Annotated in this window: 23 protein-coding genes; 12 read left to right on the top strand and 11 right to left on the bottom strand. The window is 67.0% G+C overall.

Annotated elements, in window-relative coordinates:
* Positions 1-50 precede the first annotated feature (50 nt).
* Positions 51-1,700 carry a Na+/H+ antiporter gene (locus D7Y61_RS20155; protein WP_180868874.1) on the top strand — a complete coding sequence of 550 codons (1,650 nt, stop codon included), beginning with the start codon at positions 51-53 and terminating at the stop codon, positions 1,698-1,700.
* 49 nt (positions 1,701-1,749) lie between these two features.
* On the opposite strand, the gene D7Y61_RS20150 is transcribed toward D7Y61_RS20155, so the two are convergent.
* Positions 1,750-1,998, bottom strand: a complete 249-nt coding sequence (locus tag D7Y61_RS20150; RefSeq protein WP_180868872.1) for a DUF3297 family protein — start codon at positions 1,996-1,998, stop codon at positions 1,750-1,752.
* 90 nt (positions 1,999-2,088) lie between these two features.
* On the opposite strand from D7Y61_RS20150, the gene D7Y61_RS20145 reads away from it, so the two are divergent.
* Positions 2,089-2,631: a DUF6630 family protein gene (locus tag D7Y61_RS20145; protein WP_106549758.1), complete on the top strand. Its 543-nt coding sequence runs from the start codon at positions 2,089-2,091 to the stop codon at positions 2,629-2,631.
* 618 nt (positions 2,632-3,249) lie between these two features.
* Here the strand turns inward: D7Y61_RS20145 and D7Y61_RS20140 are convergent.
* The 5 genes from D7Y61_RS20140 to msrB form a co-directional block, all read right to left on the bottom strand.
* A complete protein-coding gene (locus tag D7Y61_RS20140) occupies positions 3,250-3,525 on the bottom strand; it encodes a DUF4031 domain-containing protein (RefSeq protein WP_180868870.1) in 276 nt (91 codons plus the stop codon).
* A 13-nt stretch (positions 3,526-3,538) separates the two neighbouring features.
* Complete coding sequence (locus D7Y61_RS20135; protein ID WP_180868869.1) at positions 3,539-4,033, bottom strand: hypothetical protein; 495 nt, start codon at positions 4,031-4,033, stop codon at positions 3,539-3,541.
* Positions 4,034-4,176: 143 nt separating this feature from the next.
* The gene (motB, locus tag D7Y61_RS20130) at positions 4,177-5,115 is read right to left on the bottom strand and encodes a flagellar motor protein MotB (protein ID WP_180868867.1); all 939 of its coding nucleotides are present in this window, start codon (positions 5,113-5,115) and stop codon (positions 4,177-4,179) included.
* A 3-nt stretch (positions 5,116-5,118) separates the two neighbouring features.
* Positions 5,119-5,973: a flagellar motor stator protein MotA gene (gene motA, locus D7Y61_RS20125; protein ID WP_126928770.1), complete on the bottom strand. Its 855-nt coding sequence runs from the start codon at positions 5,971-5,973 to the stop codon at positions 5,119-5,121.
* A gap of 91 nt (positions 5,974-6,064) precedes the next feature.
* Positions 6,065-6,532 (bottom strand): peptide-methionine (R)-S-oxide reductase MsrB, encoded by a 468-nt coding sequence (msrB, locus tag D7Y61_RS20120; protein ID WP_005412124.1) that lies wholly within the window; start codon positions 6,530-6,532, stop codon positions 6,065-6,067.
* Between the two features lie 141 nt (positions 6,533-6,673).
* On the opposite strand from msrB, the gene D7Y61_RS20115 reads away from it, so the two are divergent.
* A complete protein-coding gene (locus D7Y61_RS20115; RefSeq protein ID WP_180868865.1) occupies positions 6,674-7,048 on the top strand; it encodes a classical arabinogalactan protein 4 in 375 nt (124 codons plus the stop codon).
* Between the two features lie 124 nt (positions 7,049-7,172).
* Positions 7,173-7,355: a lana protein gene (locus D7Y61_RS20110; RefSeq protein ID WP_180868863.1), complete on the top strand. Its 183-nt coding sequence runs from the start codon at positions 7,173-7,175 to the stop codon at positions 7,353-7,355.
* A 51-nt stretch (positions 7,356-7,406) separates the two neighbouring features.
* Here D7Y61_RS20110 and D7Y61_RS20105 read toward each other — a convergent pair whose 3' ends face one another.
* Positions 7,407-7,886 carry a winged helix-turn-helix transcriptional regulator gene (locus D7Y61_RS20105; protein WP_005407919.1) on the bottom strand — a complete coding sequence of 160 codons (480 nt, stop codon included), beginning with the start codon at positions 7,884-7,886 and terminating at the stop codon, positions 7,407-7,409.
* 149 nt (positions 7,887-8,035) lie between these two features.
* Between D7Y61_RS20105 and D7Y61_RS20100 the strand changes: the two genes are divergently transcribed.
* Positions 8,036-9,340 carry a D-amino acid dehydrogenase gene (locus tag D7Y61_RS20100; RefSeq protein ID WP_180868861.1) on the top strand — a complete coding sequence of 435 codons (1,305 nt, stop codon included), beginning with the start codon at positions 8,036-8,038 and terminating at the stop codon, positions 9,338-9,340.
* Positions 9,319-10,386 carry an alanine racemase gene (gene alr, locus D7Y61_RS20095; protein WP_180868860.1) on the top strand — a complete coding sequence of 356 codons (1,068 nt, stop codon included), beginning with the start codon at positions 9,319-9,321 and terminating at the stop codon, positions 10,384-10,386. Before D7Y61_RS20100 ends, alr begins: the two co-directional genes overlap by 22 nt.
* 90 nt (positions 10,387-10,476) lie before the next feature.
* On the opposite strand, the gene D7Y61_RS20090 is transcribed toward alr, so the two are convergent.
* Positions 10,477-11,040, bottom strand: a complete 564-nt coding sequence (locus D7Y61_RS20090) for a DUF3016 domain-containing protein (protein WP_180868858.1) — start codon at positions 11,038-11,040, stop codon at positions 10,477-10,479.
* A 243-nt stretch (positions 11,041-11,283) separates the two neighbouring features.
* Here D7Y61_RS20090 and D7Y61_RS20085 point away from each other — a divergent pair, with 243 nt between their 5' ends.
* Positions 11,284-13,272, top strand: coding sequence for an ATP-binding protein (locus tag D7Y61_RS20085; protein ID WP_180868856.1), 1,989 nt, complete (start codon positions 11,284-11,286; stop codon positions 13,270-13,272).
* Positions 13,273-13,315: 43 nt separating this feature from the next.
* Complete coding sequence (locus D7Y61_RS20080; protein WP_180868854.1) at positions 13,316-13,609, top strand: DUF3247 family protein; 294 nt, start codon at positions 13,316-13,318, stop codon at positions 13,607-13,609.
* Between the two features lie 85 nt (positions 13,610-13,694).
* Here the strand turns inward: D7Y61_RS20080 and D7Y61_RS20075 are convergent, their stop codons facing one another.
* Positions 13,695-13,958 carry a hypothetical protein gene (locus tag D7Y61_RS20075; protein ID WP_005407925.1) on the bottom strand — a complete coding sequence of 88 codons (264 nt, stop codon included), beginning with the start codon at positions 13,956-13,958 and terminating at the stop codon, positions 13,695-13,697.
* Positions 13,959-14,116: 158 nt separating this feature from the next.
* On the opposite strand from D7Y61_RS20075, the gene D7Y61_RS20070 reads away from it, so the two are divergent.
* From D7Y61_RS20070 to D7Y61_RS20060, 3 genes are read left to right on the top strand one after another with little or no spacing between them, the layout of a single operon-like run.
* Positions 14,117-15,181: a class I SAM-dependent methyltransferase gene (locus D7Y61_RS20070; RefSeq protein WP_180868852.1), complete on the top strand. Its 1,065-nt coding sequence runs from the start codon at positions 14,117-14,119 to the stop codon at positions 15,179-15,181.
* Positions 15,178-15,879: a pseudouridine synthase gene (locus D7Y61_RS20065; RefSeq protein ID WP_180868851.1), complete on the top strand. Its 702-nt coding sequence runs from the start codon at positions 15,178-15,180 to the stop codon at positions 15,877-15,879. Before D7Y61_RS20070 ends, D7Y61_RS20065 begins: the two co-directional genes overlap by 4 nt.
* On the top strand, positions 15,876-16,559 hold the full coding sequence (locus tag D7Y61_RS20060; RefSeq protein WP_180868849.1) for an HAD family hydrolase: 684 nt from the start codon (positions 15,876-15,878) through the stop codon (positions 16,557-16,559). Before D7Y61_RS20065 ends, D7Y61_RS20060 begins: the two co-directional genes overlap by 4 nt.
* Positions 16,560-16,658: 99 nt before the next feature.
* Here the strand turns inward: D7Y61_RS20060 and fabB are convergent, their stop codons facing one another.
* On the bottom strand, positions 16,659-17,867 hold the full coding sequence (gene fabB, locus D7Y61_RS20055; protein ID WP_180868847.1) for a beta-ketoacyl-ACP synthase I: 1,209 nt from the start codon (positions 17,865-17,867) through the stop codon (positions 16,659-16,661).
* The gene (fabA, locus tag D7Y61_RS20050) at positions 17,867-18,382 is read right to left on the bottom strand and encodes a 3-hydroxyacyl-[acyl-carrier-protein] dehydratase FabA (RefSeq protein ID WP_049432293.1); all 516 of its coding nucleotides are present in this window, start codon (positions 18,380-18,382) and stop codon (positions 17,867-17,869) included. The genes fabB and fabA overlap by 1 nt, the downstream gene beginning before the upstream one ends.
* 190 nt (positions 18,383-18,572) lie before the next feature.
* Here fabA and dinB point away from each other — a divergent pair, with 190 nt between their 5' ends.
* Complete coding sequence (gene dinB / locus D7Y61_RS20045) at positions 18,573-19,661, top strand: DNA polymerase IV (RefSeq protein WP_180868845.1); 1,089 nt, start codon at positions 18,573-18,575, stop codon at positions 19,659-19,661.
* Positions 19,662-19,860: the final 199 nt, after the last annotated feature.

Raw genomic sequence — 19,860 nt, 5'->3', positions numbered from 1 at the left:
TTCCGGCGCTGGCCCTCGAGCCTCCCCCCGCGCCGCTTCCTGGAAGAAGCATGCATACCATCGAAGTCGTCCTGGCGATGCTGGTAGCCGTTGTCGCCAGCGGCTATCTGGTTCGCGTCCTGCCGTTCTCGTTGCCGCTGCCGCTGGTGCAGATCGGCCTGGGTGCGGTGATTGCCGGGGTGTTCAACCGCGGCCACGCGCTGGAGCCGGAAGTGTTCTTCCTGCTGTTCCTGCCGCCGCTGCTGTTCCTTGATGGTTGGCGCATTCCCAAGCAGGGCCTGTTCCGCGACAAGGGCGCGATCCTCGAGCTGGCGTTCGGCCTGGTGGTGTTCACCGTCATCGGCGCCGGCTTCCTGATCCACTGGCTGATTCCGGTGATGCCGCTGGCAGTGTGCTTCGCGCTGGCGGCGATCGTCTCGCCCACCGACCCGGTGGCGGTGGGTGCGATTGCGTCCAAGGCACCGATCCCCAAGCGCCTGATGCACATCCTGGAAGGCGAATCGCTGCTCAACGATGCGTCCGGTCTGGTCTGCTTCCGCTTCGCGGTGGCGGCGGTGATGACCGGCACCTTCTCGCTGGCCACCGCCTCGCTGACCTTCGTGTGGGTGGCCGTGGCCGGCCTGGCGGTGGGCGTGGCGGTCACCTTGGGTGTGTCCACGTTCCAGCGCTGGCTGTGGCGCCGCTTCGGCGAGGAGCCCGGCGCGGCGATGCTGGTCAACCTGCTCATTCCATTCGCGGCCTACCTGCTGGCTGAAGAGATCCATGCCTCGGGTATCCTCGCCGCGGTCGCCGCCGGCATCGCGATGAGCTACGTGGAGCTGACCGGTCGTGTCTCCGGCAGCATGCGCGTGCAGCGTGCCGGGGTCTGGAACATGCTGCAGTTCAGCTTCAACGGCATCATGTTCGTGCTGCTGGGCGAGCAGTTGCCGGGCATCGTCGAACGCGCCACCACCACCATGAACGAGAGCGGCCACCAGAGTGCGTGGTGGCTGCTGGTGTATGTGGTGGTGATCAATCTGGCACTGGTCGTGCTGCGCCTGTTATGGGTGTGGCTGTCGCTGCGCTGGAACCTGCTGCGCGCGCGCCGTCGCGGCCTGGAGCGGGGCGAGGCACCGAACTGGCGCATCGTGGTGGCGACCTCGGTGGCCGGTGTGCGCGGTGCGATCACCCTGGCCGGTGTGTTGACCCTGCCGCTGTTCCTGCCCGACGGCAGTGCGTTCCCGGCGCGTGACCTGGTGATCTTCCTGGCCGCGTCGGTGATCCTGTTCTCGCTGCTGGGCGCCAGCATCGCGCTGCCGCGGCTGTTGAAGGGCCTGCAGCTGCCGTCCGATTCGGGCGAGCGCAAGGAAGAAGACCTGGCGCGCCGGCTGTCGTCGAAGGCGGCGCTGGCCGGGGTCGAGCGCATGCGCCAGCAGCTGGTGATGAACCAGAACACCGAGAACGTGCAGCTGTACAACGACGCCGCCTCGCGGGTCAGCCTGCTGTACCAGCGCCACCTGGAGAAGGACAGCGACGGGCCCGACGTGGACCCGGAGAAGGTGCGGCGGATGGAGCTGGGCTACCGCCAGCTGCGCAGCGCCGGCCTCAATGCCGAACGCGAGGAACTGTTCCGGCTGACCCGGCGCGGAGTGATCTCCGATGAGATCTCGCGGCGCCTGATCCGCAACCTGGACCTGCTGGAGTCGCGCAAGCGCGAGTGACCGTACACCCCGGGTGGGTGCGGACCTTGGTCCGCACACCTTTCAACCCTTATTCCGGCTTCGCTTCCAGGAAATACGCCTCGACCTTGCCCTTGACCTTGATGGTCATCGGGTTGCCGCGGCGGTCGCGGGCCTTGCCGGCCTGCACGCGGATCCAGCCTTCGCTGACCGAGTATTCCTCGACATTGTCGCGCTCGACGTCGTTGAAGCGCACGCCGACGCCGCGCTCCAGCGCCTGCGCATCATGGAAGGGGCTGGCCGGATTGATCGCCAGGTGGTCGGGAGGGGTATCGCTCATCGCATCATTCACAGTGACGGCCACCACGGCCGGCTTCAGCGGCACAGGATAAACCGTAGAATGCCGGCCTGCCCCAGAGGAAGTTCCGCCATGCCCGACAACAGCGACTATTTCGACTTCGAGGAAGACATCCACGACTTCGACGAAGATGGCTTCGAGGCGCGGGTCTGGAACCTGCTGGTGCTGATCAACCCGGGCGACGAAGAACTGGCCCTGCAGCAGTTCAACCGCTGGCGCGAGCACCTGGCCGAGGACGGGCAGCCGCTGGAAGCGGACAGCGACTGGCTGCCGGCCCTGTTCACGGCCATTGCCTGGCAGTCCGGTTTCGAGGTGGAGCGTGATGACCTGGAATCCCTGCAGTCGGCGGTGAACGAGCTGTCGGCGCGCTTCAACCTGCAGCTGGACTGGGGCGGGGACCTGGACGACGAGGACTTCGCCGAAGACCTGGACGGCGTGCAGCTGATGTCCACCGCCTTTGATCGCCTGCGCGAGCACAACTACACGCTGTGGAGCGTGGATGCCGGCAGCGACGGCTTCACCGGGATGATGGCGCTGACCCGCGACGATGACGCGATGCTGGCACTGTGCTCGTTGCTGAACGTGGAAATCCGGCTGGGCAGCGACCCGTTCTGATTGATGGGTCGATCCGCCGGGCACGGCCTGGCGGGGTGGTCCGCTGGACGCGGCCCGACCGGGGGCGCTCCGCCGGGGAGGCCCGACTGGGTAGAGTCGACTGTTGGTCGACTGCTCTCCCATCCGGCCGCGAGAACTCCGCGCTGCGCGCGATAGTCGACTGACAGTCGACTCTACCCAGTCGGCTCTACCCGGTCGTCGCCTGGCGCGGCCTATGGCGAGTACTGCGCCCTGGCGTTGGCGATCACCGCAGCTCGGCGGTGACATCGTAGTGGGCGGCRTGGCCCGACGGGGTAGAKTCGACTGTTRGTCGACTGCTCTCCCATCCGGCCGCGAAAMCCCCGCGCTGCGCGCGATAGTCGACTGACAGTCGACTCTACCCAGTCGGCTCTACCCGGTCGTCGCCTGGCGCGGCCTATGGCGAGTACTGCGCCCTGGCGTTGGCGATCACCGCAGCTCGGCGGTGACATCGTAGTGGGCGGCRTGGCCCGACGGGGTAGAKTCGACTGTTRGTCGACTGCTCTCCCATCCGGCCGCGAAAMCCCCGCGCTGCGCGCGATAGTCGACTGACAGTCGACTCTACCCAGTCGGCTCTACCCGGTCGTCGCCTGGCGCGGCCTATGGCGAGTACTGCGCCCTGGCGTTGGCGATCACCGCTTTGACCAGCTCGCGGTCGGTATGCCGGGAAATGGCCCGTGCACCGAGCGTGATCGCCTGTGCGCGCAGCTCGGCGGTGACATCGTAATGGGCACCGCTGGCCTTGTTCTGGAAGGCCCGCGGTGGAATGCCGAGCTGCGCCGCCATGGCGTGCAGCTCGGGAAGGGTGTCGGCCATCAGGTGCGCCCAGCGCTGTCCGCGCCAGGGATGCACCGCGTCATCGACGTAGACCGTCACCGCCGCGGCCGGTTCAGGCCTGCGGCTTGCTGTCGCTGTCAGCGGCCGGGGTGGCCTCGGCATCGGCAGCAGGTTCAACCACATCGCCTTCGGCGGCCTCAGCGGCTTCTTCGCCTTCTTCGGTTTCGACGGTCTCGAACTCGGCAACCAGCTTGTCCAGGTACTCGTCGGCGGTCTGGCCGGATTCGGCAGCCAGGGTGTCCAGCAGCTTCTGCAGCAGCTCGGAGTATTCCAGGTTGACCTTGCGGCCTTCCTTTTCCTGCACGTTGGACAGGTGCTTGAGCATGGCCAGCATCGGCACCGGGTTTTCGGCGTTGCCCATGGTCTGGCCGCCAATGGCCAGCAGCCATTCACGGCCCTGCAGGCCGATGGCGGCGACCACCTGGCCGTCTTCGTTGGTCAGCACGGCATGGTTCTGCACCTGCTGCTGGGCGTTCAGGCGCAGGAACGGGCGCTTGGCCTGCTGCTTCTTGCGCTTGTCGCGCTTGGCCTTGGAATTCTGGGACATGGGGGTGGGATCACCTGGGAACGGAAAGACCGCCATTGTAGCGGGTGCTGCAGGGTGCGCTCGCCGGGCATGGCCTTGGTGGGTGCGGACCTTGGTCCGCACGCTCTGTGCCCGATGTGCGGACCAAGGTCCGCACCCACCAATTACTTTGCTGGACCCTGCGCGGCCTGCACATCCGGATCGGCCGTGGGAGCCGACAGCCCCACCTGCGGGCCGGCACCGGCCAGGGCGGCCGCTTCGGCGGCCTGGGTCATCACCACGATGCTGATGCGGCGGTTGATCGGGTTCTGCGGATCGGCCTTGTCGAACAGCACCGACGAGGACAGGCCGACCACGCGGGTGATCTTGCTGTCCTCCAGGCCGCCGTCCACCAGTGCGCGGCGTGCGGCATTTGCACGGTCGGCACTCAGTTCCCAGTTGCCATAGCCGCGCGCGGCCGAATAGGCGGTGATGTCGGTATGGCCGGTCAGGCTGATCCGGTTCGGCACATGGTTCAGGTACTCGGCCAGCTCGTGCAGGATCTGCTGTGTGTACGGCTTCAGCGTGGCACTGCCAAGGTCGAACATCGGCCGGTTCTGCTTGTCCACGATCTGGATGCGCAGGCCTTCCGGGGTCAGGTCCAGCAGCAGCTGGTCCTTGAACGGTTCCAGCGCTTGGCTCCTGCTGATCGCTTCCTGCAGCTCCTTCATCAGTGCTTCCAGCTGCTGCTTGTCGCGCTGCTGCTGGTCCACCGGCTGCGATACTGCTTCCTTCTGGTTCTGGAAGGGATCGTTGCTGCTGCCCCGCGAGATGTCGGTGGCGCCACCGAGCTTGATCATCGAGGTGCTGGCGCCCCCCGGGCCGGCCATGCCGGGCGCCGGCGTGGCGTTCTGCCCGCTCAGCGGGCTGGGGTTGCGGAAGTACTCGGAAATGGCCGCACGGTCGTTCTTGTTGGTGGTGGCCATCAGCCACAGCACCAGGAAGAACGCCATCATCGCGGTCACGAAGTCGGCATAGGCCACCTTCCACGAACCGCCATGGTGGGCGGCGTGGCCGGCCTTCTTGACCCGGCGGACGATGACGGTGGGCTTGGTCTCGGCCATGGCTTACTTGACCGTCTTCAGGTGCTGCTCGAAATCGGAGAAGGCCGGGCGCACGTTCGACGGCAGCGTCTTGCGGGCGAATTCCAGCGCAATCTTCGGGTTGTAGCCACGCAGGCAGGCCAGCAGGGCGGTCTTGACCGATTCGTAGATGCGGCTGTCCTGCTCGGCGCGCGCTTCCATCGCGGCCGCCATCGGGCCGACGAAGCCGTAGCCCAGCAGGATGCCGAGGAAGGTGCCGACCAGCGCGCCGGCCACGTGGCCGCCGACCTCGACGATGTCGCCGCCGATCGAGCCCATGGTGATGACGATGCCCAGCACCGCCGCCACGATGCCGAAACCGGGCAATCCGTCGGCGACCTTGTTCATCACCTGCGACGGTGCCATCGCCTCGGCGTGGTGCTTTTCCAGCTCCAGTTCCAGCAGCGGTTCCAGCTCGTGCGGCTCGATGTTGCTGCCGATCATCAGGCGCAGGCAGTCGGTGATGAAGTCGATCAGGTGGTGGTCGGCCTGCACCTTGGGGTAGTTGCCGAACAGCGCGCTCTCGGCCGGGCGCTCGACATGGTCTTCCAGCGCCATGAAGCCTTCGCGGCGGGCCTTGTTGAGCAGTTCATAGAGCAGGCTGAGGACATCGATGTAGTCCTGCTGCTTGTAGCGCGGGCCCTTGAACACGCCGACCATGGCCTGCAGGGTCTGCTTGACCGTCTTGGCCGGGGTACCGACCAGGAAGGCGCCGAGCGCGGCGCCGCCGATGATGACCAGCTCGTAGGGCTGCCAGAGGGCACCCAGGCGTCCGTGGGCCCCGAGGTAGCCCCCGAGCACGCTGATGATGACGACCAGGAATCCAACGATGATGAGCATGGGGCGACGCAAGGAGAGGGGATATCTCCTTGTCGGCCCATCGCCCGGATTTCTGAAGAGGGAATTCTGTGAAACCGGTCAGCGGGGTGTTTCAGCCCGCCACGCCGCTTTCTGCGCCGCCACGCTGCAACGGGTCGGGCCAGGGCTCGCCATTGCCGGTGAACGAAAGTGAGACGGAGTTCAGGCAGTGGCGCTCGTAGGTCGGCGGCGGACCGTCCGGGAATACGTGGCCGAGGTGGCTGCCGCAGCGGGCGCAGGTGATCTCGGTGCGCACCATGCCGTGGCTGGTATCGCGGATCTCGCGCACGTGCGCCGGGTCGAACGGCGCGAAGAAGCTGGGCCAGCCGGTACCGGAATCGAACTTGGTACTGGAGCGGAACAACGGCAGCGCGCACAGCCGGCAGCAGTAGACGCCCTCGCGCTTGTTGTCGAGGAACACCCCGCAGAACGGTGCCTCGGTGCCGTGCTGCAGCAGCACGCGGCGCTCCTCGCTGCTGAGGCCGGCGACCAGCGCCTCGGTCTGGGTGGCAGTGGGGGGCGTCAGGTCGAAGGCGGTCATGGCGGCGCTCCGTGGGGTCGATGGCCTGGGGATGCGGGAGAACGTGGGGGTGAAGGCGCGACCTTGCAAGTGTGATGGCCGTTCATGGCGGGCACACGGGGGCAGGCGCATGGTGAAGACGATCCACGCCGGAGCGTGAACATGAAACCGAGCCTTCCCCTGCTGTTGATGGCCCTGCTGCCGCTGTTCGCCCAGGCCCAGATGCCGACGTCCTCCAGCCCGACCGCCACGCGTGGCGCGACCCGCGTGAGCCCGCCGCCGGTGGCGCCGCCGCCGCAGGCTGCACGCCCGCAACCGCAGGTATTGCCTTCGCCGCAGCCGGCGCAGCCGATCAAGTCCACCGGTCCGGCACAGGTCGCGCCGTCGCCGTCGCCGAAACCGGCCGACAAGGTCTACGACCGCAATGGCCGCATCATTCCCGGGGTGCGCCCGGCCGGTCCCAACCGCGTGTTCGACTCGCGCACGGGGCGCTATTACGACAGCGTGCCGCAGGGCGACGGGCAGCAGATCCGATAGCGCCGCGCCATGCCCGGCGGCGCAGCTGAACCTCCGAAAACAAGATCCTGCCGATCACTGCTTTTTCGCCTGTGATTAACCGTCCCGGGACCACCGTGGCCCTGCGCCGGCATCCCGCCGCCGCATGTCCTTTGTCCATTGGATCGCGATCATGAAAAACCAGCAGAACCGTCATCCCGGCAAGGAACCGCAGGGCCGCAACCCGCAGCAACAGCAGCAGCAACAGCAGCAGATGGATCAGCAGCAGCCGCACAAGGGCGGCAGGCAGCAGGAGCAGCGCTCGCAGAAGCATCCGCAGCAGCGCTGACGGATCCGGGGTCAGAGCCCGCGTTGCGGGATCTGACCCCACACGCTCGGCTCAATCCGGAATCGGCAGGCTCAGCGTTTCCTTCACCTCTTCCATCACGATGTAGCTCTTCGACTCACGTACGTGCGGCAGTGTCAGCAACGTGCTGCCGAGCAGCTTGCGGTAGGAGGCCATTTCACTGATCCGTGCTTTCAGCAGGTAATCGAAGTCGCCCGACACCAGATGACACTCCAGCACGTTCGGCAGCTTCAGGGCCGCACGCCGGAATTCCTCGAAGATGTCGCCGGACTTGTAGGCCAGGCTGATCTCCACGAACACCAGCAGGCTGGCCTTCACCGCCGCAGGGTCCAGGTGGGCGTGGTAGCCGGTGATCACGCCCTCGCGCTCCAGCCGGCGTACGCGCTCGGTGCACGGAGTGGTGGACAGGCCGACGCGCTCGCCCAGTTCGGTGAAGGAGATGCGGCCTTCGGCCTGCAGGATGCGCAAGATCTTGCGGTCGATCTTGTCCAGTTCGCGGGTACGGGTGGCCATGGCCGTCAACCTTGGGGAATGAATTGCAGGAGAACATCCTGCCGGTCTATTGCAAATCAGGCAAATCAACTGGTATCGGCTGTCTATACTTCCCCAATTATGGTCCCGGCACGCTCCAGTGCAGGGAATGATCGGGTTGGAGAAGTCCCATGCGAGTCCTAGTTCTCGGCAGCGGCGTGATCGGCACCACCAGTGCCTGGTACCTGCGACAGGCCGGGTTTGAAGTCACGGTCATCGACCGCCAGCCCGGCCCGGCGCTGGAGACCAGCTTCGCAAATGCCGGCCAGCTGTCGTTCGGCTACACCTCGCCGTGGGCGGCACCGGGCGTGCCGAAGAAGGCCATCGGCTGGCTGTTCGAGAAGCACGCGCCGCTGGCGATCAAGCCGGGCATGGACCTGGCCCAGTACCGCTGGCTGTGGCAGATGCTGCGCAACTGTACCCATGTGCGCTACGCGATCAACAAGGCGCGCATGGTGCGCATGTCCGAGTACAGCCGCGACTGCCTGAACGAACTGCGCGCGCAGATCGGCATCGAGTTCGAAGGCCGCGACCTGGGCACCACCCAGCTGTTCCGCACCCAGCAGCAGCTGGATGCCTCGGCGCAGGACATCGAGATCCTGGCCCAGTACGGCGTGCCGTACGAGGTGCTGGACCGCGCCGGCATCATCCAGGCCGAACCGGCCCTGGCCCACGTTGACGGCCTGGTCGGCGCGCTGCGCCTGCCGCGTGACCAGACCGGCGACTGCCAGCTGTTCACCCGCCGCCTGGCGCAGATGTGCGTGGATGCCGGTGTCGAGTTCCGCTTCGACCAGGACATCACCGGCCTGGAGGTCGATGGCGACCGCATCACCGGCGTGCGCATTGACGGCAAGCTGGAAACCGCCGACCGCTTCGTGGTCGCGCTCGGCAGCTATTCGCCGGCGCTGGTCGCATCGCTGGGCATGCGCCTGCCGGTGTACCCGCTGAAGGGCTACTCGCTGACCCTGCCGATCACCGACCCGGCGATGGCACCCACGTCGACCATCCTCGATGAAAGCTACAAGGTGGCGGTCACCCGTTTCGACGACCGCATCCGCGTCGGTGGCATGGCCGAAGTGGCCGGCTTCGACCTGTCGCTGTCGCAGCGCCGCCGCGAGACCCTGGAGCTGGTGGTCAGCGACCTCTACCCGAAGGGCGGTGACCTGTCGCGCGCGCAGTTCTGGACCGGCCTGCGCCCGGCCACGCCGGACGGTACGCCGGTGATCGGCGCCACGCCGTTCCGCAACCTGTACCTCAATACCGGCCACGGCACGCTGGGCTGGACCATGGCCTGCGGCTCAGGCCGCTACCTGGCCGACCTGATGAGCGCGCGCCAGCCGCAGATCAGCACCGAAGGCCTGGATATTTTCCGCTACGGCCAGTACGGTCACGCGCCGCAACACGAGAACCGCACATGCGTCCTGCCCGCGCGCTGATCGATCTGGGCGCCCTGCGCAGCAACTACCGGCTGGCCCGTGAACTGGGCGGTGGCAAGGCCCTGGCGATCATCAAGGCCGATGCCTACGGCCATGGCGCGGTGCGCTGTGCGCAGGCGCTGGAAGGCGAGGCCGATGGTTTCGGCGTGGCCACCATCGAAGAGGCGCTGGAACTGCGCCAGGCCGGCATCCGTGCGCCGATCCTGCTGCTGGAAGGCATCTTCGAGCCCAGCGACATGGCGCTGGTGGCCGAGCATGACTTCTGGTTCGCCGTCGGTTCGCCGTGGCAACTGGAGGCCGTTGCTGCCTTCGACAGCCCGCGCCCGTTGACGGTGTGGCTGAAGCTGGACAGTGGCATGCATCGCCTCGGCCTGGACGTGGACAGCTTCCGTGCCGCGCATGCACGCCTGTCGGCGCTGCCGCAGGTCGAGCGCATCGTGCTGATGACCCACCTGGCGCGCGCCGATGAGCTGGACAGCGAACGCACCCATGAACAGGCCGCGACCTTCGCGCGCGCCATCGATGGCCTGGAAGGCGAGACCAGCGTCTGCAACTCGCCGGCGTTGCTGGGCTGGCCGGATGTACGCAGCGACTGGGTGCGCCCGGGGCTGATGCTGTACGGCGCCAACCCGCTGCCGGACAACACCACGCTGACCGAACGCCTGCGCCCGGTGATGACCATGCAGTCCAAGGTGATTGCCGAGCGCTGGATCGAGCCCGGAGAGCCGGTGGGCTATGGCGCGCGCTTCGTGTCCAAGGTGCGCACCCGCGTTGGCGTGGTGGCGCTGGGCTATGCCGATGGGTATCCGCAGTTCGCCCCGAATGGCACGCCGGTGCTGATCGACGGCCAGCCGGGAGCCCTGATCGGGCGCGTGTCGATGGACATGCTGACCGTGGACCTGACCGCGCATGCGCAGGCGGGCGTCGGCAGCGTTGTGGAACTGTGGGGCAGTGCACCGACGCTGTCCGAACTGGCGCCACGCTGCGGCGTGAGCGCGTACCAGCTGCCGTGCGCGGTCAAGCGCGTGGCGAAGGTGTACGTGTAGAGCCGAGCCCACGCTCGGCTTCGGTAGCGGCCGACCTTGGTCGGCACCGTGTAATGCGTGTCGACCCAGGTCGACACCTACCGAGGGGCCTTACCGCGCAGCGGTGGCTTGGCTGGCCAGCTGGCGCTTGACCCAGTCATCGATCAGGCGCTTCTCGTAGCGCAGCGGGTCGCTGTCACTCTTCAGCCCGATGTTGTGCAGGTAGCCGGTATCGCTGAGGCGTGCGTCGCCTTCGCTGACGATGCGCCCGCTGGCGTCCTTCAACGTGTACTGCAGACTGATCCGCGGCGGGTAGATGTCGCGCATGATGCGGATGTCGCGGCCACGCGGGCCGTGCCACGGCTCATAGTCGCCGGCACGCTTGATGTCCACCAGGGTGACGTCCAGGGTCTGGCCCGGCTGCAACGGCTTGGCAGCGGTGGTCTGCACGTAGCGGGCCAGCTGCTGTACCCAGTCGCCGCGCTCGGCCTCGAAGCGGTTGCTGCTCTGGCGGATCTCGGTGAACTTCGCCGGATCGTCCCATTTCACGCTGACCGGGCCATCGGCCTGGAGCGCACGAGGGGCGTCGGTATCGGTTACGGTGCGAGCTGCAGCCTGGGCGCCGCCCGCCACCAGGGCACCTGCCAGCAGGGCAATCGCGAGTGCGCGTTTCATGACGGTCTCCTGCGTCCCCTTACTGGGGCGATGTTGATCACAGATCGAGTGTGATCCTGCTGTTGGACTACGGCAATGGCCGAATGCGTCACGCGCAAGGGCGGTTGCCGCCAATTCATCCTCGTCAACCCTGACTGACGGCGCTTGACGCTGTGAATACGTCCTTTGGAAGATGCTGTGCCTCCAATCCGGCCTGCACAGACGCCCTTGTCCACACTGCCGCCCCTCGTGGAGCGCCCACCGATGATGGTGCCGGCGCCCGAACCCGACCTGCATCATGGCGTGCTTGAGCGCATCAACGCCGGTTTCTGCGTGATCCAGGTGCTGTTCGAGGGCGAACGCGCCGTGGACTACCGTTTCATCGAAGTCAACGACGCCTTCGAGCGCCATACCGGCCTGAAGGATGCGCGCGGGCAGCGCATGACGGCGCTGGAGCCGAACCACGAGCAGGACTGGTTCCGCATCTACGGCGAGGTCGCGCGCAGCGGCCGCCCGGCCCAGTTCGAGATGGAAGCGCGCGCGCTGGGGCGTTCGTTCGCGGTCGACGCGGTGCGCGTGGGACGGCCGGGTGAGGACAAGGTCGGCATCCTGTTCTTCGACATCACGGCGCGCAAGCAGATGGAAGTGGAGCTTGGCGAAAGCGAGGCCCGCTTCAGTGCCCTGGCCGATGGCCTGCCAATGCCGGTGTGGGTGCTCGACGAACGTGGCCATGCGCGCTTCGTCAACAGTGCCTTCAGCGAATTCTTCGGCGGAGACGAAACGCGCGTGCCGGAGGATGTGTGGCGTGGCCTGGTGCATCCCGATGACGCTTCGGTGTTCGAGTACGAACTGCAGGAAGCCTTGAAGGCGCAGCGTTCAATGCACGCGCTGGTGCGTGCCCGCCGTGCCGATGGCGAATGGCGCTGGCTTGAAATGAACGCGCGCCCGCGCTTCTCGCGGATGGGGCGCTTCATCGGTCTGGCCGGCAGCAGCCCTGACGTGACCGAGCGCCGTGAAATCGAACTGGCGCGCGAGGAGCTGCTGCAGTCCGAGCGCGCCGCGCGCAGCGCTGCGGAAAACATGGCGCGGCTGAAGGACGAATTCCTGGCCACGCTGTCGCACGAGCTGCGCACGCCGCTGACCACCATCCTGGGCTGGAGTGAGTTGCTGCTGCAGCGCGTGGACAACACCAGCCCGCTGTACAAGGGCCTGAACGTGATCGCCAACAGCGCCGGTGCGCAGAAGCGGCTGATCTCGGACATGCTCGACCTCAGCAGCATGCTGCTGGGCAAGGTGCAGCTGGAAGTGGAAGTGCTGGAGCTGCGCACGCTGCTTGGCGAAGCCATCGGCGCGCAGGAACTGGTAGCGGAAGGCAAGGCGCTGGATGTGCACCTGCAGCTGCCCGAACAGCCCAGCCTGGTTCTGGGCGATGCCACCCGCCTGCAGCAGGTGTTCTGGAACCTGCTGTCGAACGCAATCAAGTTCACCCCGGCGGAGGGCCGCATCGACCTGCAGCTGCAGGCCGATGGCAACCACTGGATGATCACCGTGCGCGATACCGGCGACGGCATCGCGCCGGAATTCCTCAACCATCTGTTCAGCCGCTTCCGCCAGGCCGACGGCACCACCACCCGCCGCCATGGCGGCCTGGGCCTGGGCCTGGCGATCGTGCAACAGCTGGTCGAACTGCACGGGGGGACGGTCACTGCTGCCAGCGAGGGCCATGGCCACGGTGCCACCTTCACCGTGCGCCTGCCCAAGCACATTCCCGATGCCGAGCGGCGCCCACTGCGTGAAGTGATCAGCGGGCCGATCGCCGAACCGGTGATCGTGGAGCCGTATCCGCTGCGCGGCATGCATGTGCTGGCGGTGGAAGACCAGCCGGAAGTGCTGGAGTATCTGCGCCGCATGCTGGAAGAGCAGGGTGCCAGCGTATCGGCAGCCAGTTCGGCGGGTGAAGCGCTGGCGCTGTTGGCCGACACCGGCCACCTGCAGTACCACGTGATGCTGACCGACATCGGCTTGCCGGGCATGGACGGTTATGGGCTGGTACGTACGCTGCGTGAGGACATGGGCGTGGATGCGGCAACGCTGCCTGCAGTGGCGGTTACCGCGCTTGCGCGTGCCGATGACCGTCGTCGTGCGCTGGCCTCCGGTTTCCAGGAGCATGTAGCCAAGCCCTACTCGGTGGCGCAGCTGGTGTCTGCGGTCCGCAAGGTGCAGGTGCCGCGCGCCGACAGCGCGCTGCACTGAACATTCACGGCTGGTCGGCGACCCTGCACGCAGGAGGTCGCCGATGTCCCGTACAGCTCCCCGCATCCATACCGATCCGGCGCAGATCGCGCGCCTGGAAGCCCTGCTGCCGCAGCTGGAAGGCGAAACGCAGGTGGAATCGATCCTGCATGATGGCCGTCGCCTGCTCGGCACGGTGGCGGTGAAGCCGACCGTGCAGCAGTACCGCAACGATGCCGGTGATGAAGGCAGCAACGGGCAGTTGCGGCTGGACGACTACGACACGCCGGTGCAGCAGCACCACGTGTGGCTGGACGAGATCGCCAGCGTCAATCGCCTGCCACCCCGGGCGCCTTGATCCGATGTAGCGCCGAGCCCATGCTCGGCTGTCGTCTGCGCGGCTGCGCCGCCGCCCGAGCGTGGGCTCGGGCGCTGCAGATGTGTCAGTGCTCGAACAATGTCGGCGTCGCCTCGAACCGGCGCGCATAGGCACGTTCCTCGGCCACCCGCGCCACCTCGTCATCGGCCAGGTCCGGTGCACCGTATACCGCATAGGCCACGCTGCCGTCGGCGCCGTGGCCGACCTGGTGCAGCCGATAGCGTGAGTGGCCGCCGCCGGTGTCCTCGGGGTAATGCACGGGCGGATGGCTGCCTTCCAGGTCCATTTCACTGTTGTCGACCACGCCACCGACGAACAAGGCTCGCATGCAGGTTCTCCTGAGGTTTCCGGGGGAGCCTCTACCCTGAACGTTTCAATGTTGCTGGCACATCAAGGGCCCGTTCGGGTTTCGCAAAGAGGCCTGGCGGGGCCGGCCCGGCCAAGCCGGTACAATGGACGGCCCTCACGCTTGAAGTACCCGCGCCGATGGCCTCCAGCGACGACGCCCCCCTGCAGACCCTGTTCCTGCCGTTCTCCCAAGGCGCCCTGCGCTGGCCCGAGGGCCCGGTGGCCTTCCTGCGTGCCCGCGACGGCTGGCCGCTGCGCGAGGTGGCGGGCAACCGCGAAGTGCACTGTGAGCAGAGCTTTGCCCCGTTCGCGCAGCCGCTGCAGCAGGCCGCCGGCTGGACCGTCAGCGGCCAGCTGGATGATGAGGCGGGCAAGGGCCGCTACCCGCTGGTGCTGGTACTGCCGCCGCGCCAGCGCGAGGAAGCCCGTGCGCTGTTCGCCCGCGCGCTGGCGCTGGTGGCCGACGGCGGCCGTATCGTTGCCTGCCAGTCCAACAACGAAGGCGCGCGCTCGGGCGAGGGCGACCTCAAGCAGTTGACCGGCCTGGGTGGCAGCCTGACCAAGAACCACTGCCGCGTGTACTGGACCGCCCCGCTGCAGGGCCAGCACGACGCTGACCTGGCCAAGCGCTGGTCGGCGCTGGACGCCGTGCGCCCGATCGTCGGTGGCCGCTTCCTCAGCCGTCCGGGGGTGTTCGCCTGGGATCGCATCGATCCGGCGTCCGCGCTGCTGGCCGAGCATCTGCCGGCCGACCTCGCCGGTCGTGCCGCAGACCTCGGCGCCGGTTATGGCTATCTGTCGCGCGAACTGCTGGAACGCTGCCCGAAGATCACTGCGCTGGATCTGTACGAGGCCGAGCAGCGTGCGCTTGCACTGGCCGAACTGAATCTGGCGCCGCCGCCACGCGCGCTGCCGCTGCGGTTCCTGTGGCGTGACGTCACCGCCGGCGTCGAGCCAGGCTACGACGTCATCATCAGCAATCCGCCGTTCCACACGCCGTCGCGTGCCGATCGCCCGGACATCGGCCAGCGCTTCATCGCCGTGGCCGCGCAGGCACTGCGCCCGGGCGGGCGCCTGTACGTGGTGGCCAACCGCCATCTGCCGTACGAGCACACCCTCAACGACAGCTTCGGCGCGGTGCGCGTGGTTGCCGAGCGCGACGGCTTCAAGCTGGTTGAAGCGGTGAAGGGGAAAGGCCGATGAAACTGGTCAAGCACATCGCCAACCTGGGTTACGGCAGCCGCAAGCAGGTGCAGTGGATGTTCCGCGAAGGCCGCGTCACCGATGCCGAGGGCGAGGTGTTGTACGCCGACGACCAGGTGCCGCACGAGGCCATCCGGGTTGATGGCGAACCGCTGGATCCACCGGCCGGGTTGTCGATCGCGCTGCACAAGCCGGCGGGCTATACCTGTTCGACCAAGGACACCGGCCGCCTGATCTACGACCTGCTGCCGCCGCGCTTCCGCGACCGTGATCCGGTGCTGTCCACGGTCGGCCGCCTCGACCGCGAGACCAGCGGCCTGCTGTTGCTGACCGATGACGGTGGCCTGCTGCACCGGATCATCTCGCCGAAGTCGAAGCTGCCGAAAGTCTATGAGGTCGAGTTGAGCGACGACCTGCGCGGTGACGAGGTGGCGCTGTTCGCCAGCGGCACGCTGATGCTGGAGTCCGAGAAGACGCCCCTGCTGCCGGCTGAACTGGAAGTACTGGACGCCCGTCGCGCGCGCCTGGTGCTGCACGAAGGCCGCTACCATCAGGTACGCCGCATGTTCGCCGCCACCGGCAACCACGTGCAGGCCCTGAACCGCAGTCGTGTCGGCGGGTTGGACCTGCAGGGACTGGACGAAGGGCAATGGCGGCAGCTCACCCCCACCGACCTGGATACGCTGTTTGCTCCATGACCACCATCGCTGCGCTGCCGTTTCTTCCCGACGCCGTCATCTTCGACATGGACGGCCTGATGATCGACAGCGAGCGGGTTTCGCTGGCCTGCTGGAGCGAGGCCGCCGACGGGTTCGGGCTGGGCCTGGACGAGGCGGTGTTCCTGCGCATGGTCGGCCTTGGCGACCGCGATTCGCACGCGCTCCTGCGCGCGCAGGGCATCGAGGACAGCGTGATCGAGGCGGTGGCCGCGCGTTGTCATGAATTATATGAAGCACGCACGCAGACCGGCCTGCCGTTGCGGCCGGGCATTCTGGACCTGCTGGAACTGCTGAAGGCGCATGCGATTCCGCGCGCGGTGGCGACCACCACGCGGCAGCCACGGGCCAACCGCAAGCTGGCCGCTGCCGGATTGCTCCCGTACTTCGATGCGGTGATCACCAGTGGTGACGTGGCGCGGCCGAAGCCGGCGCCGGACATCTACCTGCTGGCCGCACAGCGGCTGGGCCAGGCGCCTGAGCGTTGCCTGGCGCTGGAGGATTCACCGGCCGGTACGCGCGCGGCGCTGGCCGCCGGCATGACCGTGATCCAGGTGCCGGACCTTGTGCATCCGGACGAAGAGCTGCGTGCCCTGGGCCACCGCATCGTTGGATCGCTGGTGGACGCGCACGCATTGCTGGTGCCGTTGTTGCCGAAGTAACGGTGGGTGCCAACCGCCCCTGACGGTGGGTGCCAACCTTGGTTGGCACTCTTTACTGCCCTGGTGGGTGCCGACCGTTGGTCGGCACGCCTGTTCCCATCACACCCGCCCGAACACCAGCGCGGCGTTGGTGCCACCGAAGCCGAAGCTGTTGGACATCACCGTATCCAGCTGCTGCGCGCGGCTTTCGTGCAGGATCGGGAAGCTTTCCACCTTCGGGTCGAGCTCGCCGATGTTGGCCGAACCGGCGACGAAGCCGTCGCGCATCATCAGCAGGCAGTAGATCGCCTCATGCACGCTCGCTGCACCCAGCGAGTGGCCGGACAACGCCTTGGTCGACGACAGCGGCGGTACCGCATCGCCGAACACTTCGCGGATCGCGTTGAGCTCGGTGACATCGCCCAGCGGGGTCGAGGTGCCGTGGGTGTTGAGGTAGTCCAGCGGGCGATCAACGCCCTGCAGCGCCATCTTCATGCAGCGCACCGCGCCTTCACCGGACGGGGCGACCATGTCGGCACCGTCGGAGGTGACGCCATAGCCGATCAGTTCGGCGTGGATGTGTGCGCCGCGGGCAATGGCGTGGTCGTAGTCTTCCAGCACCAGCATGCCGCCGCCACCGGCGATGACGAAGCCGTCGCGGTCCTTGTCGTACGGGCGCGAGGCGCTGGCCGGGGTGTCGTTGAAGCTGGTCGACAGTGCGCCCATCGCATCGAACATCACGCTCATCGACCAGTGCAGGTCTTCGCCGCCACCGGCGAACATGATGTCCTGCGCGCCATGGCGGATCATGTCCGCGGCGGCGCCGATGCAGTGCGCCGAGGTCGCGCAGGCGGCCGACAGCGAGTAGCTCACGCCCTTGATCTGGTAGGCCGTGGCCAGGCAGGCCGAGACGGTCGAGCACATCGTGCGCGGCACCATGTACGGGCCGACCTTGCGCACGCCACGTTCGCGCAGCAGGTCGACCGCACCGATCTGCCATTCGCTGGAACCACCACCGGAACCGGCGATCAGGCCGGTACGCAGGCTGCTGACCTGCTCGTTGCTGAGCCCGGCATCGGCGATGGCATCGCGCATGGCCAGGTAGGCGAAGGCCGCCGCATCGCTCATGAAGCGCTTCTGCTTGCGGTCGATCAGTGCGTCCAGGTCGAGGTCGACGCGGCCACCGACCTGGCTGCGCAGGCCCGCTTCGGCGTGGTCGGCCAGGGCGGTGATGCCCGAGCGCCCTTCGCGCAGCGCGGCCGAAACGGTATCCAGATCATTGCCGAGGCAGGACGTGATGCCCATGCCGGTGATGACGACGCGACGCATCAGAAGCTCCCGGTTTCAGTGAACAGGCCGACGCGCAGGTCGCGCGCGCTGTAGATTTCGCGGTCGTCCACGTACATGCGGGCATCGGACTGGGCCATCACCAGCTTGCGGTTGATGACGCGGCTGATGTCGATCTCGTAGCGCACCAGCTTGGCGTCCGGCAACACCTGGCCGGTGAACTTCACTTCGCCACAGCCCAGCGCGCGGCCCTTGCCGGGGGCGCCCAGCCAGGTCAGGAAGAAGCCGGTCAGCTGCCACATTGCATCCAGGCCCAGGCAGCCGGGCATCACCGGGTCGCCGATGAAGTGGCAGCCAAAGAACCACAGGTCCGGGCGGATATCCAGTTCGGCGCGTACCATGCCTTTGCCATGCGGTCCGCCGTCCTCGCGGATTTCGGTGATGCGGTCGAACATCAGCATCGGGTCGTTGGGCAGACGGCCGGCGGCGGTGCCGAACAGTTCACCGCGTGCGCTGGCCAGCAGCTGTTCGCGGTTGAACGCGTGGAGACGGGTCATGAAGCACAATCCTGGAAGCGAAGAACAGGGAAACAAGCGCCTGAGGATGCCCGTGGAATCTGCGGCGATCAAACATTTCAACCGTACGCAACCGTAGTGTTTTCAAGGGAATACGCGCATCCTGTTGATGTGCAACGACCATACTTCGGCGTGTGGCCCGCCCAGCACGCCTCCGCCTCTTCCACCTGACATGACCCGACTGCGCAAGATCATCCACGTTGACATGGACGCGTTCTACGCGTCGGTGGAGCAGCGCGACGATCCGTCACTGCGCGGCAAGCCGGTGGTGGTGGCATGGCGTGGCGCACGCTCGGTGGTGTGCGCGGCCTCGTACGAGGCGCGCGTGTTCGGCGTGCGTTCGGCGATGCCCGCGGTGCGTGCCGAACGCCTGTGCCCGGATGCGATCTTCGTGCCGCCGGACTTCGCACGTTACAAGGCGGTGTCACAACAGGTACGCGCGATCTTCCTGCGCCATACCGACCTGGTCGAGCCGCTGTCGCTGGACGAGGCCTATCTGGACGTGACCGAGCCGAAGAGCGGCATCGAACTGGCCACCGACATCGCCCGCACCATCCGTGCGCAGATCCGCGAGGAGACGAACCTGACCGCTTCAGCCGGGATCGCGCCGAACAAGTTCCTGGCCAAGATCGCTTCGGACTGGCGCAAGCCCGATGGCCAGTTCGTGATTCCACCGCAGCGGGTGGACGCGTTCCTGCTGCCGCTGCCGGTGAACCGCGTGCCCGGCGTCGGCAAGGTCATGGAAGGCAAGCTGGCTGCGCGCGGCATCGTCACCTGCGGCGACCTGCGGCAGTGGGCACTGATCGATCTGGAAGAGGCGTTCGGCAGTTTCGGCCGCAGTCTGTACAACCGCGCACGCGGCATCGACGAGCGCCCGGTGGAACCGGACCAGCAGGTGCAGTCGATTTCCTCGGAGGACACCTTTGCCGAAGACCTGCTTCTGGAGGATCTGACCGAAGCGATCGTGCAGCTGGCGGAGAAGACCTGGAATGCCACGCGCAAGACCGAACGCGTCGGCCACACCGTGGTGCTGAAACTGAAGACCGCGCAGTTCCGCATCCTCACCCGCAGCTTCACCCCCGAGCGCCCGCCGGAATCGATGGAAGAGCTGCGTGACATCGCCCTGTCGCTGCGCGCGAGGGTCGATCTGCCGGCCGAGACGCGCTACCGCCTGGTCGGCGTCGGGCTGGGTGGCTTCCGCGAAAAGGAGCCGGTGGTGCAGGGGGAATTGTTCGAGCACGAACCCAACGATTCCCCGTGAAGCTGATCCATGTGTCGACCAAGGTCGACACCCACCAAAAGCAGGCCATGCCAGCCAGACAGATCGCAGGGAACTGTTGAAGGCGGGGTGGGTCCGGTTGCGGGGGTGTCCGCGGCATGGATGCCGCAGCCAAGCCCCCAAGGACGGGTTTACGGCGTCCCCCGCMACCGGACCCMCCCCSCCCMCTCTCAGGAAACAG

This window comes from Stenotrophomonas maltophilia (assembly GCF_013464485.1).
Lineage (GTDB): Bacteria > Pseudomonadota > Gammaproteobacteria > Xanthomonadales > Xanthomonadaceae > Stenotrophomonas > Stenotrophomonas maltophilia_AW.
This window is presented reverse-complemented; position numbering and strand designations above follow the sequence as displayed.

What these genes read in the sequence shown, in the direction of transcription:
- D7Y61_RS20065 (WP_180868851.1), top strand. Translation starts at nt 15,178, where the DNA reads ATGAAACTGGTCAAGCACATCGCCAACCTGGGTTACGGCAGCCGCAAG.
- D7Y61_RS20115 (WP_180868865.1), top strand. Translation starts at nt 6,674, where the DNA reads ATGAAACCGAGCCTTCCCCTGCTGTTGATGGCCCTGCTGCCGCTGTTC.
- D7Y61_RS20145 (WP_106549758.1), top strand. Translation starts at nt 2,089, where the DNA reads ATGCCCGACAACAGCGACTATTTCGACTTCGAGGAAGACATCCACGAC.
- D7Y61_RS20100 (WP_180868861.1), top strand. Translation starts at nt 8,036, where the DNA reads ATGCGAGTCCTAGTTCTCGGCAGCGGCGTGATCGGCACCACCAGTGCC.
- dinB (WP_180868845.1), top strand. Translation starts at nt 18,573, where the DNA reads ATGACCCGACTGCGCAAGATCATCCACGTTGACATGGACGCGTTCTAC.
- fabA (WP_049432293.1), bottom strand. Translation starts at nt 18,382, where the DNA reads ATGACCCGTCTCCACGCGTTCAACCGCGAACAGCTGCTGGCCAGCGCA.
- msrB (WP_005412124.1), bottom strand. Translation starts at nt 6,532, where the DNA reads ATGACCGCCTTCGACCTGACGCCCCCCACTGCCACCCAGACCGAGGCG.
- D7Y61_RS20135 (WP_180868869.1), bottom strand. Translation starts at nt 4,033, where the DNA reads ATGTCCCAGAATTCCAAGGCCAAGCGCGACAAGCGCAAGAAGCAGCAG.
- D7Y61_RS20150 (WP_180868872.1), bottom strand. Translation starts at nt 1,998, where the DNA reads ATGAGCGATACCCCTCCCGACCACCTGGCGATCAATCCGGCCAGCCCC.
- D7Y61_RS20105 (WP_005407919.1), bottom strand. Translation starts at nt 7,886, where the DNA reads ATGGCCACCCGTACCCGCGAACTGGACAAGATCGACCGCAAGATCTTG.
- fabB (WP_180868847.1), bottom strand. Translation starts at nt 17,867, where the DNA reads ATGCGTCGCGTCGTCATCACCGGCATGGGCATCACGTCCTGCCTCGGC.
- D7Y61_RS20090 (WP_180868858.1), bottom strand. Translation starts at nt 11,040, where the DNA reads ATGAAACGCGCACTCGCGATTGCCCTGCTGGCAGGTGCCCTGGTGGCG.
- D7Y61_RS20075 (WP_005407925.1), bottom strand. Translation starts at nt 13,958, where the DNA reads ATGCGAGCCTTGTTCGTCGGTGGCGTGGTCGACAACAGTGAAATGGAC.
- D7Y61_RS20080 (WP_180868854.1), top strand. Translation starts at nt 13,316, where the DNA reads ATGTCCCGTACAGCTCCCCGCATCCATACCGATCCGGCGCAGATCGCG.
- motA (WP_126928770.1), bottom strand. Translation starts at nt 5,973, where the DNA reads ATGCTCATCATCGTTGGATTCCTGGTCGTCATCATCAGCGTGCTCGGG.
- D7Y61_RS20110 (WP_180868863.1), top strand. Translation starts at nt 7,173, where the DNA reads ATGTCCTTTGTCCATTGGATCGCGATCATGAAAAACCAGCAGAACCGT.
- motB (WP_180868867.1), bottom strand. Translation starts at nt 5,115, where the DNA reads ATGGCCGAGACCAAGCCCACCGTCATCGTCCGCCGGGTCAAGAAGGCC.
- alr (WP_180868860.1), top strand. Translation starts at nt 9,319, where the DNA reads ATGCGTCCTGCCCGCGCGCTGATCGATCTGGGCGCCCTGCGCAGCAAC.
- D7Y61_RS20085 (WP_180868856.1), top strand. Translation starts at nt 11,284, where the DNA reads ATGATGGTGCCGGCGCCCGAACCCGACCTGCATCATGGCGTGCTTGAG.
- D7Y61_RS20060 (WP_180868849.1), top strand. Translation starts at nt 15,876, where the DNA reads ATGACCACCATCGCTGCGCTGCCGTTTCTTCCCGACGCCGTCATCTTC.
- D7Y61_RS20155 (WP_180868874.1), top strand. Translation starts at nt 51, where the DNA reads ATGCATACCATCGAAGTCGTCCTGGCGATGCTGGTAGCCGTTGTCGCC.
- D7Y61_RS20070 (WP_180868852.1), top strand. Translation starts at nt 14,117, where the DNA reads ATGGCCTCCAGCGACGACGCCCCCCTGCAGACCCTGTTCCTGCCGTTC.